14 protein-coding genes are annotated in these 15842 nt (G+C 72.6%); 10 read left to right on the top strand and 4 right to left on the bottom strand.

Annotated features, from left to right (window positions below):
• Nucleotides 1–235 precede the first annotated feature (235 nt).
• The 3 genes from AB0H28_RS05725 to AB0H28_RS05715 all read left to right on the top strand — a co-directional run bounded on the left by AB0H28_RS05725 (nt 236) and on the right by AB0H28_RS05715 (nt 3030).
• Nucleotides 236–784 (top strand): dihydrofolate reductase family protein, encoded by a 549-nt coding sequence (locus AB0H28_RS05725; RefSeq protein WP_358034738.1) that lies wholly within the window; start codon nt 236–238, stop codon nt 782–784.
• 128 nt (nt 785–912) lie between these two features.
• Entirely contained in the window at nt 913–2229 is a 1317-nt protein-coding gene (locus AB0H28_RS05720) for a GNAT family N-acetyltransferase (protein ID WP_358034736.1), read from the top strand.
• Between the two features lie 30 nt (nt 2230–2259).
• A complete protein-coding gene (locus tag AB0H28_RS05715) occupies nt 2260–3030 on the top strand; it encodes an FkbM family methyltransferase (RefSeq protein WP_358034733.1) in 771 nt (256 codons plus the stop codon).
• 233 nt (nt 3031–3263) lie between these two features.
• On the opposite strand, the gene AB0H28_RS05710 is transcribed toward AB0H28_RS05715, so the two are convergent.
• The 3 genes from AB0H28_RS05710 to AB0H28_RS05700 form a co-directional block, all read right to left on the bottom strand.
• Nucleotides 3264–4850, bottom strand: a complete 1587-nt coding sequence (locus AB0H28_RS05710) for an MFS transporter (RefSeq protein ID WP_358034730.1) — start codon at nt 4848–4850, stop codon at nt 3264–3266.
• A 153-nt stretch (nt 4851–5003) separates the two neighbouring features.
• A complete protein-coding gene (locus tag AB0H28_RS05705) occupies nt 5004–6386 on the bottom strand; it encodes an FAD-binding monooxygenase (RefSeq protein ID WP_358034727.1) in 1383 nt (460 codons plus the stop codon).
• Between the two features lie 27 nt (nt 6387–6413).
• A complete protein-coding gene (locus tag AB0H28_RS05700) occupies nt 6414–7181 on the bottom strand; it encodes an SDR family oxidoreductase (protein ID WP_358034725.1) in 768 nt (255 codons plus the stop codon).
• 142 nt (nt 7182–7323) lie between these two features.
• On the opposite strand from AB0H28_RS05700, the gene AB0H28_RS05695 reads away from it, so the two are divergent.
• From AB0H28_RS05695 to AB0H28_RS05665, 7 genes are all read left to right on the top strand, one after another.
• A complete protein-coding gene (locus AB0H28_RS05695; RefSeq protein ID WP_358034722.1) occupies nt 7324–7968 on the top strand; it encodes a TetR/AcrR family transcriptional regulator in 645 nt (214 codons plus the stop codon).
• 250 nt (nt 7969–8218) lie between these two features.
• Nucleotides 8219–9346 carry an acyltransferase gene (locus AB0H28_RS05690; protein ID WP_358034720.1) on the top strand — a complete coding sequence of 376 codons (1128 nt, stop codon included), beginning with the start codon at nt 8219–8221 and terminating at the stop codon, nt 9344–9346.
• A gap of 192 nt (nt 9347–9538) precedes the next feature.
• Complete coding sequence (locus tag AB0H28_RS05685; RefSeq protein ID WP_358034718.1) at nt 9539–10798, top strand: cytochrome P450; 1260 nt, start codon at nt 9539–9541, stop codon at nt 10796–10798.
• Nucleotides 10795–11811 carry an alcohol dehydrogenase catalytic domain-containing protein gene (locus AB0H28_RS05680; protein ID WP_358034716.1) on the top strand — a complete coding sequence of 339 codons (1017 nt, stop codon included), beginning with the start codon at nt 10795–10797 and terminating at the stop codon, nt 11809–11811. The genes AB0H28_RS05685 and AB0H28_RS05680 overlap by 4 nt, the downstream gene beginning before the upstream one ends.
• 141 nt (nt 11812–11952) lie before the next feature.
• A complete protein-coding gene (locus tag AB0H28_RS05675) occupies nt 11953–12342 on the top strand; it encodes a YciI family protein (protein ID WP_358034714.1) in 390 nt (129 codons plus the stop codon).
• Nucleotides 12343–12484: 142 nt separating this feature from the next.
• Nucleotides 12485–13684, top strand: coding sequence for an acyl-CoA dehydrogenase family protein (locus AB0H28_RS05670; protein WP_358034712.1), 1200 nt, complete (start codon nt 12485–12487; stop codon nt 13682–13684).
• A 43-nt stretch (nt 13685–13727) separates the two neighbouring features.
• Nucleotides 13728–14309, top strand: coding sequence for a dihydrofolate reductase family protein (locus tag AB0H28_RS05665; protein ID WP_358034709.1), 582 nt, complete (start codon nt 13728–13730; stop codon nt 14307–14309).
• A gap of 35 nt (nt 14310–14344) precedes the next feature.
• Here the strand turns inward: AB0H28_RS05665 and AB0H28_RS05660 are convergent, their stop codons facing one another.
• Nucleotides 14345–15649: an extracellular solute-binding protein gene (locus AB0H28_RS05660; protein WP_358034706.1), complete on the bottom strand. Its 1305-nt coding sequence runs from the start codon at nt 15647–15649 to the stop codon at nt 14345–14347.
• Between the last annotated feature and the right edge of the window lie 193 nt (nt 15650–15842).

Raw genomic sequence — 15842 nt, 5'->3', positions numbered from 1 at the left:
GGTCGTTCGCCGGGCCGGGTTGGCCGATGGCCAGGGAAATTGGGGAGGCGTTCTCCTCCGACGCCCGATTCCCGACCCGATTTTGGCAAGGAACGGGACAGCCGGTCTTCTTCCGCATTGCCCAGCCTGCGATCCGCAAATGGACACAGGACGCGGCCCGATCGGCGTGGAGGGTTGAAAACCGTCGCCGGGGGCGACAGGGTTCAGGACTCAAACAGGTACGGAGGTTTGTTGCATGGGCAAGGTGCTCTGGCACACGACAATGTCGCTCGACGGGTTCATCGCCGGCTCCAAGGGCGAGATGGACTGGATGTTCGGCCACTCGGGCCCGCGGCCGGAGGTCTTCCAGGAGATCCTGCGTACCACAGGCGCGGCCCTGACCGGCCGGCGCAGCTACGACGCGGGCGCGAAGGTCGGCAAGCGGGTCTACGGCGGCGCCTTCACCGGCCCGGTGTTCGTCCTCACCCACCAGCCGCCGGAGGACGACGACCCGCAGATCACGTTCCTCACCGGGGAGATCGCGACCGCGGTGGACACCGCGCGGGCGGCGGCCGGGGACCGCAACGTGGTGCTGATCGGCGCGAACGTCGCCCAGCAGTGCATCGCCGCCGGGCTGGTCGACGAGGTGCTGGTGCACGTCGTGCCGGCGCTGGTGGGCGACGGGACGCGGCTGTTCGACTCCCCCGGGACCTCCTCGGTGCGGTTGGAGACCATCGACGTGGCCCCCTCCGGGGACCTGGTGGATCTGCGGTACCGGGTGGTCGGCGAGGCTGCCCGGGGCTGACCCGGGGGCGCACGGTGCCGGCCGGGTGGAGTCCGACTCCACCCGGCCGGCACGCGGGCCGGGGCCGGGCGGTCCGCAGCGCAACCACAGAGATGCGGCCGGCGCGCCGCGGCAACCACTGTGAGACCATGGCCGATTTCGACAGCAGAACCGATGTGATCTCCAGCAACGGTGCCGGCGCCGTGACCACGGTGTCGCCCGGGGAGGCCCGGGACGACCACGACGGCTACGTGCTGCGGTCGCTCACCGAGCCCGACGAGGAGGCGCTCGTCGATGCCGTGCTCACCGACGCCTTCGGCATCGAGGGGCTGGTCGGCGGGCCGCCGGAATACTCCATCTTCGAGCCGGAGCGCAACGTGCTGGTGGAGTACCAGGGTGAGCCGGTCGCCAACGTCGCGGCGCTGACCCGGCAACTGGCCGTGCCCGGCGGGCTGATCCCCGCGGCGCACCTGACCCGCGGGGCCGTCCGCCAGGCCCACCGCCGGCGCCGGCTGATGAGCCGGCTGATGCACCACCACCTGCGCGCCGCCCGGGACCTGCACGGTGAACCGGTGGCCGTCTGGTGGGCCAGCGAGGCGCGGATCTACCAGCGCTACCAGTGCGGCATGGCCAGCCAGAACGTCCGCCTCGCCATCAACAACCGGGAGGTCCGGGTCGTCGACCCGCCGGCCGGCGTCACCCTGCGGGAGGCGGCGCCCGGCCAACTCGTCGAGCCGCTGAAGGCGGTGTACGAGCGGGTGCTGCCCGGCCGCCCCGGCTGGTCGTCGCGGACCGAGGCCGTGTGGCGGCAACTGGTGGACGACCCGCCGCCGCCGTTGCGCCAGGGCTGGTCGGCCAAGCGGGCGCTGCTCGTGGAGGGTGACTCCGGTCCCGCCGGGTACGCCATCTGGCAGCGTCGCCAGCAGTGGACCGGGGACATCCGCGACGGTGAGGTGAACGTCGTGGAGCTGGTCGCGGCAACCCCGCAGGCGTACGCGGCGCTGTGGCACTTCCTGCTCTCGGTGGACCTGACCCGCACCGTGCACTGGGACTTCGTGGCCGACGACGAGCCGCTGCGGCTGATCGTCAACGAGCCCCGCTCGCTCAACCCCACCATCAGCGACGGGTTGTGGTTGCGGGTGCTGGACGTGCCGGCGGCGCTGACCGCCCGCCGCTACGCCGCCGACGTGGACACCGTGCTGAAGGTCGGCGACGCGCTGCTGGCCGAGAACAACGGGCACTGGCGGCTGACCGTCGCCCAGGGGCGGGCCACCTGCACCCGCACCGAGGAGCCGGCCGACCTGGACTGCGACGTCAGCGTCCTGGGCGCGACCTACCTGGGCGGCACCTCGTGGGGGTCGCTGTGTGCCGCGGGGCGGGTGACGGTACGTCACCCGGAGGCCCTGGCCGCCGCGGACGCCGCCTTCGGCTGGCCGGTGTCGCCGTCCACCCTCGGCCTGTTCTGACCGGATCCCGCCTGTGAACCCGGAGGAGCCATGCCTCTGATCCACCGCCGCCTGCCCACCGGGCAGGAGGTCGCCCAGGTCGACGCCGCCGAGGCGGCGCTGATCTATCGGGAGATCTTCGTTGAGCACTCCTACGACCCGCCGGGCTTCCCGGCCGTCGAACCCCGGGTCATCGTGGACGTCGGGGCTAACATCGGCCTGGCCTCGATGTACTTCAAGCAGCGTTTTCCGGATGCGGTCATCGTGGCGGCGGAGCCGGGCCCGGACACGTTCCGCGCCCTGGCGGAGAACTTCGCCCGGCACATCCCGGGCGGCAGCGCCCACCAGGTGGCGGTCTCCAGTCGGGAGGGCACGGCGCGCTTCGGCTACTATCCGCAGGCCCCCGCCGAGTCCGGTCTCTACACCGACCCGGGCGAGGAGATCGCGCTGGCCAAGCAGCTGATGTTGCGGACCGGCTTCGCCGAGCGCGAGGCCGAGCGCTTCTCCCGGCAACGGCACCGCATCCAGTACGTCGAGACGCCGACCACCACGCTGTCGAAGCTGATCCGGGACGCCGGCGTCGACACCGTCGACCTGTTGAAGGTCGACGTCGAGCGGGCCGAGCGGGACGTCCTGGCCGGCATCGCCGAGGAGGACTGGCCCCGCATCGGCCAGCTCGTGCTGGAGGTGCACGACGTGGACGGCCGGCTGGCCGAGGTCGACGCCCTGCTGCACCGGCACGGCTTCCGGACCGTGGTGACGCAGGAGGAGCGGCTGTCGGACACCAGCATGCACATGGTCTTCGGCACCCGGCCGGCCTGAACCGCCTCCCGCGGCGCGGGCCCGTCGTCAGCCGGCGGGCCCGCGCCGCGGTCTGTGCGCCCCGGGGTGGCCGGGGCCCGCCGGCCGGGACCAGGCGGCGGTGCGGGGGCTGCGGCGGGCACGGTCGCTGTCGCGGCGATCAGGGTGTGCCGGCCGGAACACGTCGGCCCACCGCCCCGGAACCGGTGGGCTCGGGATCGAGCCCACCGGCCGGGGCGGTGGGACCGGGGATATCAGTTCGCGGGTTCGGTCTCGGGCGCCGCCACCGGTTCCGCCGGCGCGGCGGCCTCCGTCGGCCGCTTGGTGCGGGTCACGGACAGCAGCAGCACGGCCAGCGCGACGAAGAGCACCAGGCCGAGCACGGCCACGGTGTTCAGGCCGGCCGTGAACGCGTCCCGGGCCAACTGGGTCACCCGGTCGGCCGACGCGCCACTGAGCTGCCGGGCCGCGTCGATCGCCCCGACCAGGGTGTCCCGGGCGGAGTCCGCGGCCCGTTCCGGCAGGCCGGACAGGTCGACGTCCGACATCCGGTGCCGGTAGACCGCCGCGCCGATGGTGCCCATCACGGCGAGCCCCAGCGTGGAGCCGAACGTGTTCGCGGTCTCGGACATCGACGCCGCCGAACCGGCCCGTTCGGGTGGCACCGAGCCCACCACCAGGAAGGTGCCGAGGGCGAACAGCGGCCCGGCGCCCACGTGGATCAGGGCGAGGCCGAGCACGACGGCGGCGACGCCGGAGTCGCGCAGCACTGTGATCAGCAGGAACCCGACCGCCCCGACCGCCAGGCCGAGCGCGATGACCGTGGACGGGTTCATCCGGCGGGCCAGCAGCGGTCCGAACTGGGAGCCGATGGCGATCGAGATGCCGGCGGGCAGCAGCCAGATGCCGGCCTTGGCCGGCGAGTAACCGAGCACGGTCTGCACGTACTGGCTGACCAGCAGGAACGCCCCGGCCATGGCAGCCGCCGCGACGAGCATCGAGACCAGCGTGGCGCTGAACACCCCGTTGCGGAACAGGCGCAGGTCCAGCAGCGGGCTGGTGAGCCCGAGCTGCCGGCGGATGAACAGCACCAGGAAGACGATGCCGGCCACCAGCGAGACCAGCGGCACCAGCGGCCGGTCGAACCCGTGCACCGCCAGCTCCTTGAGGCCGTAGATCAGCGGCAGGATCGCCAGCAGCGACAGCAACACGCTGCTCGGGTCCAGCCGGCCGGCGTTCTCGTTGCGGTATTCCGGCAGCAGCACCGGACCGGCCACCAGCAGCAGCAGCATGACCGGCACGCCGAGCAGGAACACCGAGCCCCACCAGAAGTGGTCGAGCATGAGCCCGCCGACGACCGGCCCGATCGCGGCGCCGGCCATCATGCAGCTCACCCAGGTGGCGATGGCGGTGCCCCGCTGCCGGTCGTCGCGGAACATGTTGGTGATCAGGGCGAGCGTCGACGGCATCAGGGTCGCGCCCGCCACACCCAGCAGGGCCCGGGAGGCGATCAGCACTTCCGCGCTCGACGAGTAGGCCGCGACCACGGACAGCACGCCGAACGCCGCACCGCCGATGAGCAGGAGTTTCCGGCGGCCGATGCGGTCGCCGAGGGTGCCCATCGTGATCAGGAAGCCGGCGGTGAGGAAGCCGTAGATGTCGGCGATCCACAGTTGCTGGGTGCTGGTCACTCCCAGATCCGCGCTCAGGTGCGGTAACGCGAGGAACAGCGCGCCGATGTCCAGGGCACCCAGCAGGGTGGGCAGGGCCAGCACCGCGAGCCCCAGCCACTCCCGCCGGCCGGCCCGGGGGCTGGCCACCGCGGTAGTCGCGTCTTGCATGAAGGATCCTTCCTCGTTCGCCGCCCTACCGTCGCCTGGGCGCGGACCCGCGCCACGATCTCCGGCACGACACTTGTGGACGGTGTCCACAATATGTCACCGGCGTCGATGGCGGAAGGCGACCCGCACCGGAAAGCGTCGGCGCGTCGGACGTCAGGGTCGTACCGGACGCGCGGTCGGCAGCTGACGCGCCACCTGACCGGCCGTGCCCCGCAGGGCGTTCCACAGCACCCGCGCCACCACGGCGGGGCGCATCAGGGCCTCCGGGCGGTCCACCATGCCGGCCGCCCGCATGTACGCGGTGGTCACCGCCGAGTCGCGGGTGGCCGCGGCCTGCACCAGCGACAGGTACACCTGTCCCATCCGGACCTTCGGGGTGCGCGCCCCCTGCACACCGGGGAAGCTCAGGTCCACCGTGTTGGTCATCTCCCACGGCGGGTCGATGACGTCGCGGGCCAGGTCGCGCAGGTAGGCCAGCGAGTCCGGGGTGGCCCCCGAGTGCAGATGGTCGCGCATGGTCAGCGCGGAGAGCGCGGCGACCGTCATGCCCTGGGCGTACACCGGGTTGAAGCAGGTCACCGCGTCGCCGGTGACCAGCAGGCCGGCCGGGAACGAGGCCAACTTCTCGTACCGACGCCGAATGGTGACCGGGAACCGGAACGCCACCGGCTCGTCGAGCGGTTCCGCGCTCTGCAACGCCTCGTGGATCTCCGGCACCGCCAGCGACTTCACGAAGGCGTAGAAGCCCTCCTGGTCGGTGGGTGGGTGGTCACCGAGCAGCCCGTACGCGGTCAGCTCGTACCGGCCGTGGTCGGTCTTGGTGAAGATCGCCCCGCGGGGCGACTCGGGCGAGGCCACCGGGATGATCGCCAGGTCGCCGTCGAGCGGGTCGCCGGGGATGCGGTAGTGCTGGGTGACGTAGCCCAGGCCGATCTTCTTGCGCTCCTCCGGCACCCGGCCGTAGCCCAGTTCCTCGAGCCACACCGGCAGCCGGGTGCCGCGCCCGGTGGCGTCGACCACCAGGTCCGCCGCGATGGTCTCGTCGGTGTCCGCCGCCGCCTGGCGCACCCGCACCCCGGTCACCCGCCGCCGGTCGGCGGTCGTCGCCAACCCGACGATGTCGCGCTGCTCCACGAACGTGACGTTCGGCAGGGCGTGGGTCCGCTCCCGGATGTGCCGCTCCATCAGCGGCGCGGTGGCCGGCACCGCGATGAAGCCGATGTCGGTGCGCTTGACCGCCTTGCCGTGGAAGTACCACCGCACCGACCCGGCGAAGTCGCCGACCGGGCACTCGTCGGCGATCAGCTCGTCGGTGATGCCGGGGAACAGCTCTTCCATCACCACCCGGCCCCGCACGTGCATGGCGTTGATGTGCCGGCCCTGGGGCCGGCTGCGCCGCGGCCCGGTCACGCCGACGAGTTCGTCTCGATCCACCACGAGCACCTCGTCGTACGCGTCGGAGAGCACCCGGGCCGCGAACAAGCCCGCGATGCTTCCGCCCAACACGACGGCCCGCGTCTGGTCGTCACTGCTCATCTCGGTCGTCTCCTCGCTCGGTTCGGGTCAGGGCCCGGGTTGGAACGGCACCGCGCCGAGCAGCCCGCCGTCCACCACGAACTGCTGACCGGTGACGTAGGCGGACTGCGGCGAGAGCAGGAAGCGCACCACCTCGGCGACGTCTTCCGCCGCGCCGATGCGGCCCAGCGCCACCTGTCCCCGGAAGATCTCGCGGACCTGCTCGGAGCCGCCGGTGAGACCGTCGAACATCTCGGTGGCGACGTGGCCGGGGACCACCGCGTTGACCCGGATGCCCCGGTCGGCGAGGTCGGCGGCGAGGGAGCCGGCCAACGCGAGCACGGCGGCCTTGCTCGCGGAGTAGACCGATCCGATGGCCAGGCCGCGATGGACCGTCCACGACCCGTTGAGCACCACGGATGCGCCCTCGGCCAGCAGCGGCAGGGTGCGCGCCACGGTGAAGAAGGCGCCCTTGAAGTTGGTGCCGACCACGGCGTCGAAGTCGGCCTCGGAGACACCGTCGGTGCGGGCGGCGAAGCCGACGCCGGCGTTGACGAACACGCCGTGCACCCGGTCGAACCGCCCGCGCACCGTCTCGACCAGCCGGTCCAGCTCGTCGACCCGGCTCACGTCGGTGGGCACGGCGAGCACCCGCCGGTCACCGTCGAGGCTCTTGACCGCCGCCTCGAGCCGCTCGCCGCTGCGGCCGGCGAGCACCACGTTCGCCCCGTCCGTCAGCAGCCGCCGGGCAGTGGCCAGTCCGATGCCGCTGCCTCCACCGGTAATGATCACGGTCTTACCCTCGAATTGGTTCATGTCGATCAGGGTCACACCGGCCCGCGCGGCGACGCATCTTTGTGCGTGCCGAGCCTGCCACCCCACAGGTCGACCCGGCCCAGCCTGCGTACGCTGCTGTTCAGGACCGGCGCACCAGGACGTCGGCGGCGATGGGAAGACGATGACGGCCACCCGGGCGCAACCACCGCGGCGCAGCACCTACCGGCACGGTGATCTGCGCCGCGCGCTGCTGGAGGCGGGCGTGGCGATGGCCCGCGACGGCGGCCCGCACGACGTGGTGCTCCGCGCGGTCACCCGCCGGGTGGGCGTGGCGCCCAACGCCGCCTACCGGCACTTCGCCGACCGGCGGGCGTTGCTGGAGGCGGTGAGCGCCTCGGCGCAGGCGGCGCTGGCCCGGACCATCGAGGAAGAGCTGGCCAAGGTGCCCACCGGCGGGGACCCGGCCGCCCGGGCCCGGGCCCGCCTGCGTGCGGTGGGCACCGGCTACCTCACCTTCGCGACGACCGAGCCCGGCCTGTTCCGCACCGCCATCTCGGTGCCGGTGGACCTGACGACCGCCGACGAGCAGGCGAAGCGGGGCGACAGCGGGCTGGCCCCGTTCCAGTTGCTCGGCGCGGCGCTGGACGAACTGGTGGCGGCCGGCGCGCTACCGGCGCAGCGGCGACCGCAGGCCGAGTTCCTGGCCTGGTCCACCGTGCACGGGCTCGCCATGCTGCTGATCGACGGGCCGTTGCGGGCCCTCGACCGGGCGGCGGCCGGGGACGTCGGCCAGCGGCTGCTGGACATGGTCGAGCGGGGCATCTGAGGCGGTCTCGTCCCGGTTTCCGCCGGGCGGCCCGGCGCGCGCGCCGAACTGAGCAACGTGGAAGATGCACGTCGCTTCTCGCCGGTGCCAGAGTGCGTCCAATCTGCCGGCCCGCCGCGGTTGACAGCAACGGGCTCGCGGATCCCTCCCACTGGATCGGCGACAAAGAGGTACGGCAATGGTGAGCACCACGATGACACCGGAAACGGCCGGCGGCGGGCGCCAGAATCGCCTGCCGTCACTGACCGGAATGAGGTTCATCGCCGCCGCGGCGGTGTTCCTGTTTCACGTCATGTTCCAACTGTTCTTCGCCAACCAGGACCACCAGGCGAAATACAGCGCGATATTCGGCCGCAGCGGTTATCTGGGGGTCGGTTTCTTCTTCATCCTCAGCGGTTTCGTCCTGACCTGGTCGGCCCGTTCCACCGACACCACCCTGCGGTTCTGGCGACGCCGCTTCTTCAAGATCTACCCGAACCACCTGTTCACCTTCCTGGCGGCGTTCATCCTGATCACCCAGGTGGCCGGGACCGTGATCGACAAGAAGTACGCGCTGCTCAACCTGCTGCTCGTGCAGGCCTGGTTCCCGCAGTTCGAGATCAACAACAGCGTCAACAACATCTCCTGGTCGCTGTCCTGCGAGGCACTCTTCTACCTCTGCTTCCCGCTGCTGATCGCCCTGGTCCGGCGGATCCGGCCGGAGCGCCTGTGGGCCTGGGCGTTCGTCGTGCTGGCCGGCATCTTCCTGGTCCCCTCGCTCTCCGAACTGCTGCCCTACCAGCCGCAACTGGTCTGGGCGCCGGCCTCGGAGAACCAGTTCTGGTTCATCTACTTCTTCCCGCCGGTGCGGATGCTCGACTTCGTCCTCGGCATCATCGTCGCCAGGATCGTGCTCGCCGGGCGCCGGCTGCCGCTGAGCCTGGGCGGCGCGGTGGCGCTGGCCGTCGCCGCGTACGCGGTGGGCCCGCTGGTCCTGCCCGGCAAGTACACCCTGGTAGCGATCATGGCGCTGCCGCTCGCCCTGGTGATCGCGGCCGGCGCGACGGCCGACGTCGCGGGACAGGCGACCTGGCTGTCCAGCCGCGCCATGGTGTGGCTGGGCGAGATCTCGTTCGCCTTCTACCTCTGGCACTCGATGGTGATCACCTTCGGCCACCGGGCGCTGGGCGCCACCCGGCAGTGGGGCACGCCGGCCGCGATCGGGGTGATCGCCCTGCTGTTCGCGGTCACCCTCGTGCTGTCCTGGTTGCTGTTCAGCTTCTGGGAGCGGCCGATCATGCGTCGCTTCGCCGCACCCCGGCGTAACCCGCCGGCCGAGCCGGCGCCGGCCACCGCGGCCCCGGCGCCACCCGTGCCGGCCGGCAACGCCGCCCAGTAGACCCTACGCACCCCTCCGGCGAGGCCGGGTCGGCGACGGCCGACCCGGCCTCGTCCACGCCCGGCGAAGGATCGCAATCTGAAATGCGGGGGCCGCGGCCGGCATCGATAGGCTCGGATCAGGGTCGTCCACCCGCAGTGGGCAGGACCAGTGCCGGCCCGCCGACGTCCCCCTGAACGACCGGAGGATTCCATGGAAGGTCAGTGTCCCGTCGCCATCGACGGTGCCGGTTCGGACATCCACGGCGAGGCGACCCGGATCCGCGCCCAGGGCCCCGTCGCCCGGATCACCCTCCCCGGTGGCCTGCCCGCCTGGTCGATCACCGGCTACGAGGCCGCCCGCCAGGCACTCGCGGACCCGCGGCTGTCCAAGGACGCCCGCCGGCACTGGACGGCGTACGCCGCCGGCGAGATCGGCCCGGATTTCCCCCTGATCCACTGGGCCAGGATGGAGAACCTGACCACCGCCGACGGCGACGACCACGCCCGGCAGCGGCGGCTGATCGCCTCGGCGTTCGGACCGCGACGGGTGGCAGTGATGCGGGCACACGTCACCCGCATCGTCGACGAACTGCTCGACCGCCTCGCCGCGCACGACGACGGGACGGTCGTCGACCTGAAGGACGACTTCGCCCGGCCGCTCGCCGCCGAGGTCATCGGCGACCTGATCGGTGTGCCGCCGAGCGAGCGGGTCACCATCCTGCGGGGCAGCTACGACGCGACCCCGCCGGGCACGCCGGAGGAGGCAAACGCCCTGTTCACCGCGATCCGCGGCGCGGTGCAGAACCTGATCGAGGCCAAGCGGCGCCGCCCGGCGGACGATCTGACCAGCGACCTGCTCGCCGCGCGCGCCGAGGACGGCGCCCGACTCAGCGAGGCCGAGCTGGCGAGCACGGTGCTGCTGCTGCTCAACACCGGCACCGAGCCGGTGATGAACCTGATCACCAACGCCGTCTGCGCGCTGTTGCGCCACCCCGACCAGCTCGACCTGGTGCGCGGCGGTCACGCCTCCTGGTCCGCGGTCGTCGAGGAGACGCTGCGATCCGAGGCCCCGGTGGCCCACCTGCCGTTCCGTTTCCCGGTCGAGCACGTCGCCGTCGCCGACGTGACGATCCCTCGCGGCGAGCCGGTGCTGGTCCACTTCGCCGCCGCCGGTCGCGACCCCGCCGTGCACCCCGACCCGGCCCGGTTCGACCTCGACCGGCAGGACCAGCGGCACCTGTCGTTCGGGCACGGCGCACACCGGTGCGTCGGCTCGGCGCTGGCCCTGCTCGAAGCCGAGATCGCCCTGGACGCGCTGTTCCGACGCTTCCCGCGCCTGAAACTGGCCGTGCCGCCGGAACAGGTGGCACCGCAGGGCGGCTTCATCATGAACGGCCGGCGTGCCCTGCCCGTGCGGCTCTCCCCCGCCCCGGTGGCCCGGCCCCGGCAGCGCGCGGAGGCGTCCCGATGAGGGCCGCCGTCGTCGACGCCGTCAACGCGCCCTGGCGGGTGCGCGAGGTGGACACCCCGCGGCCCGGCCCGGGCGAGGTCCTGATCCGGGTGCACGCGAGCGGCGTGTGCCACAACGACGTGCTGGTGTCCCGCGGGGTCTTCCCGTTCCCGCAGTTGGACCCGGTGGTGATCGGGCACGAGCCGGCCGGCGAGGTCGTCGAGGTCGGCGCCGGGGTCACCACGCGCCAGGTCGGCGACCGGGTCGGCGCGACCTGGGTGCAGGGCACCTGCGGCCGGTGCGAGCACTGCCGGCGCGATCCCGGGCTCACCGGCCGCGCCGCCACCAGCTGCCCCGGCGTACGGATGACCGGGCTCAACGCCCCCGGCGGACACGCCGAGTACGTGGCGGTGTCGGCCGCGAGCACGGTGCTGCTGCCCGAGGCGCTCGGCTACGAGGCGGCGGCGCCGATGCTCTGCGCCGGTTACACCGCGTGGAGCGCGCTGCGGACGGCGAACCCGCGGCCGCACGAGCGGGTGGCGGTGCTCGGCATCGGCGGTCTCGGGCACCTCGCCGTGCAGTTCTCCCGGGCCTGCGGCTTCGACACGGTCGCGGTGACCCGCACCCCGGACAAGCACGAGCTGGCGCGGAAGCTGGGCGCCGACGAGGTGGTCGGCGACGGCGCGGCGCTGCGCGCCGCCGGTGGCGCGGACGTGATCCTGGTGACCGGCACCTCGTACGCCGCGGCCACCGACGCGCTGGCCGGGCTGCGACCGCGGGGCCGGATGGTGCTGGCGGGCATCGACCCGGGCGGGACGCTGGCGATCGGCCCCACCTTCCCGATCTGGTCCCGGGGGCAGCAGATCCTGGGCGCCACCCATCTCGGGCTCGACCGCCTCGGCGAGGCGCTCGACCTGGCGGCCGGCGGCGCGGTGACGCCGATGGTGGAGACCTTCGACGCCGATCGGGCCGACGAGGTGGTGCGCCGGGTGGAACGCAACGAGGTGCGGTTCCGGGCGGTGCTGCGCTTCTGACGCCGTCTCCTTCTCGGATCGTGGTCGTCGGCGCCCGCACGAGCGGGCGCCGGTCCCGCCGCCGGCCGACCGTCCCGGTTACTGTCTGGTGACGCCGGGCGACGGGCCGGCGCGGACCGCCGACCGAGGAGACGACCGGGCATGAGATTCGCGTTGTTGATGTACAGCGACCCCGCACAGACCGCCGCCATGTCGCGGCCGGAGCTGCAGGAGATCGGCCGCAAGCATCAGCAGTTGCGCACGGAGCTGACGGCGGCCGGCATGCTGGTCGCCGGCGCCGGCATGGGCCACGTCGAGCAGACCCGGTCGGTCCGGCGGGACGGGAACGGGCGGGTCGCCGCCCACGGGCCCCTCTCGACGGCCCGGGAGCAACTCACCGCCTACTACGTGGTGGAGTGCGACAGCGGTGACGACGCGCTCGGGGTGGCCGAGCGGATCCTGGACTTCCACGTCACCTCGGTCGAGGTCCGCACGATCCACGACTCCTTCGGCATGGTCGCCGCCGGCGCGGACCCGGCGATGCGCGGCTGAACCCGCACGCCGGCACACAGGAAGATGACCCCCGGTCCCGACCGGCGCGAGCCTGTATGGAGCGTCCGGAATCCTCTCAGCACCTGACGATCCGGGCGGACGTGGCGCGGAGCCGCCGTACGCACACGGGGAGGAACCTCTGATGATCGAGCAGGCAGACGCGCCGGGACTGTTCCAGCCGACGCTCACCGCGGAACAGCGGGAGTGGCTCGGCCGGGTGCGGGAGCTGGCGCCGCTGATAGCCGCGCACCGGGACGGCTCCGAGCACGCCCGGGAGACCCCACGGGAGGTGTTCGAGGCACTGCGCGACGCCGGTCTCACCCGGATGTGGGTGTCGAAGCAGTTCGGCGGGAGCCAGCTCAGCATCCTGGCGGGCGTGACGGTCGTCGAGGCGCTGGCGCGCCTCGACGCCTCCGTCGCCTGGCTGGTCGGCACGCAGGCCGCGTTGTCCCGGCTATCCGACTACCTGCCCGAGCCGGTGGCGGAGCGGCTCTACCGGGAGCACACCGGCCTGGTGGTCGGCGCGACCCGCCCCACCGGTCACGCCGAGCGCGTCGACGGCGGCTACCGTCTCACCGGAGAATGGCCGCTGGCCAGTGGTTTCGCGCACGCCGGGTGGTTGCTGTGCACGGCCGTCGTCACCTCCGGCGGCGAACCGGTGACCGGGCCGGCCGGTCGCGAGGCACGGCTGCTGCTGGTGCCCCGCGAGCAGGCGCAGTGCCGCGACACCTGGCGCACCCTCGGCCTGCGGGGCACGGGCAGCAACGACTTCCGGGTGGCGGACGTCTTCGTGCCCGAGGAGCTGACCGTGGCTCGCAGCGACATCCTGGCGTACCCGCCGGCCCGCCCGTCGCAGGGGTACGCGATCGACTACTTCACCTTCGTGCACTACGCGGACGCCCCGGTGACCCTCGGCATCGCCCAGGACGCGCTGGAGGCGTTCCGCCCCGTCGTGACCAGGAAGGTGCCGGTCGGCGGCACCGTCGCCCTCGCCGAGAACCACACCGTGCAGGACCGGCTGGCCCGGGCCGAGATGGCGGCCTACTCGGCCCGGGTGCTGCTGTGGGAGGCCGCCCGCCAGGGCGACCGGCACGGCGCGGCGGGCGGCCAACCACTGACCGCCACCGTGCGGCTGACCGCCGCCACGGTGGCGCACAAGGCGACCGAGGCCGTCGACACCCTCTACGACCTCGCCGGCACGTCGGCCATCTACACCGGCAACCGGCTGGAACGCTGTTTCCGCGACATCCACACCGCGAACAAGCACATCTCCATGGCGCCCGCGCACTTCGAGATGGTCGGCCAGTACCTGGTCGGCGGGGCGATGCCCTGGCGACGCTGACCCAGGTGACGAGCCGGCGGAAACACTTCGGGAGGTAGACGGGATGGGCAAGGTCATCTGGCACACGACACTGTCCCTGGACGGCTTCATCGCCGGCCCGGGCGGCCGGATGGAATGGATCAACGGCCACTCCGGCCCGCCGCCGGAGCTGTTCCGCGCGATCGTCGAGTCGCTCGGCGCGGTGCTGGCCGGCCGTCGCACCTACGACGAGGGCATCAGCGCGGTCGGCGGGAAGGTCTACAACGGCGCCTTCTCCGGCCCGCTGTTCGTGCTGACCCACCGTCCGCCCGGGCATCCCGACCCGGCCGTGACCTTCACCGGCGGCGACATCCGCGAGGTGATGCAGACCGTGCGCGAGGCGGCCGAGGGCCGGGACGTCGCGGTGCTCGGCGCGGACACCGCCCGGCAGTGCCTCGACGCGGGCCTGGTCGACGAGTTGGTCGTGCATCTCGTGCCAGCGCTGCTCGGCGACGGCGTACGGCTGTTCGACAGCGCCGGCGAGGACTGGATCGACCTGTCGGCGACCAGTCTGGAGACCTCCGGCGACCTGGCGAACCTGCGTTACCGGGTGGGCCCGCGCCGGTCGCCGACCGGCGACCGTCCGGCTGCCCTCCGGCCCCGGTGATCCCGACCCGGAGGGCAGCCGCGTGCGACGCCCGGTCAGTGGGTGTCGTTGTACTCGTCCAGCATCTGCTGGGCCGTCGCCGTGGCCCGGGCGAAGCGCGCCGCCGGGTCGACGTCGGAGACCAGCACGTCGTGCATCGCCGCGGTGATGACGTCCTGGACGGCCCGGAAGCGGCCGAACACCGGTCCTCGGCTGGCGGGTGAGTCGGCGCTGCGCCGCAACTGCTCGATCGCCGCCCGCTCGTGCGGATTCCGCTCGTACCAGCCCTGCTCCTCCAGCAGCCGGACGGACGACCGGGTGATGGGCATGAAGGTGCGCTTGTCCGCGTGCACCGCCGCGGCCCGCTCGGGTGCCGTGAGGAACTGCAGGAACGCCAGCGCCCCGTCCCGCACCCGGTCGTCCAGGCCGGCGGCGAGCCAGATCCCGTCTCCCGCCACCGAGTTGCCCACGTAGGGCGCGTCCTCGTCGTACGGGAACGGCACGGCCACGGCCTCGTAGCCGTTCCCGCGCGCCGTCGCCACCAGCGGCCCGGCCTCGACGGACGAGTTGAGCGTCAGCGCCACCTCACCCCTGACGAACGCGTCGAAGCAGCCCAGCCAGTCCACCTGCTTGCCGGAGTAGGTGAAGTGCCCGTCCCGGTTCAGCTTCCGCCACCAGCTCACGAACGAGAGCATCTCGGGCGTCGCGAGGTCGATCTTCTCCGCGCGACCGGTCCGGCCGTTCTCGTGGTCGACGAAGAGCCCGCCGTGCTGCGCCACGGCCTGTTCGAAGAACCAGCCCTGGTTGGGCCAGGTGATCGCGTTGGCGGGCCGACCGCGCAGCCGCGCCATGGCCTCGCACGCCACGTCGACCTGTTGCCAGGTGCGCGGCGGCTCGCTGACGCCGGCCTCGCGCAGGATTGTCATGTTGGCGTAGAGCAGCGTCGTCGACGGGTTCCGTGGCCAGGCCCGCAGGGTGCCGTCGATGGTCTGGTTGCGGGCCATGTTCGGCATGAGGTCGTCGACGACCACCGGCTCGCCGAGGATCTCCGCCCGGCCGCCGATCGCTTCCTCGATGGACGTGAAAGCCGGTTCGCCGGCCGCGTCGCGCATGTCGCGCGCGTGCTGCGCCCACAGGTACTGGATGGTGACGAGCTGCGGGCCCCGGCCGGCCCGGACGGCCTCCGCCAGGTCCTGGAGCATCGTGCGCACGTCGACGCCGATGATCCGGACCTCGTACTCGGGGTGCCGGCTGTTGAACTCCCGCGCCTGTTCTTTGATGGGGTCGAGCAGTTTCGGCAGCAGTGGCCAGTAGTTCATCCACAGGTCGACGGTCGTCCTGCCGTGCAGCCTCTCGCCCACGATTGCCCCATCCTCACCAGTGGTCGCTACGTCGTTCCGACTCCACGGTGCCGTCCGGGGACGGTGTCGGGCATCTTCGCGATTGCGTCGTCGGTCGGCGCCGCGCCGGTTCGCCGACGCGGCCCACGACGGGACCGCCGGAGCCGTCCGGCGGGCGCCCCCGGAGATCTTGACGGTACGGCTGGCCGACCAT

It is taken from the genome of Micromonospora sp. NPDC050980 (assembly GCF_040653835.1).
Taxonomy (GTDB): Bacteria; Actinomycetota; Actinomycetes; order Mycobacteriales; family Micromonosporaceae; genus Micromonospora.
The sequence above is the reverse complement of the archived record's forward strand: the minus strand, read 5'-3'. Positions and strand labels throughout refer to the sequence as shown.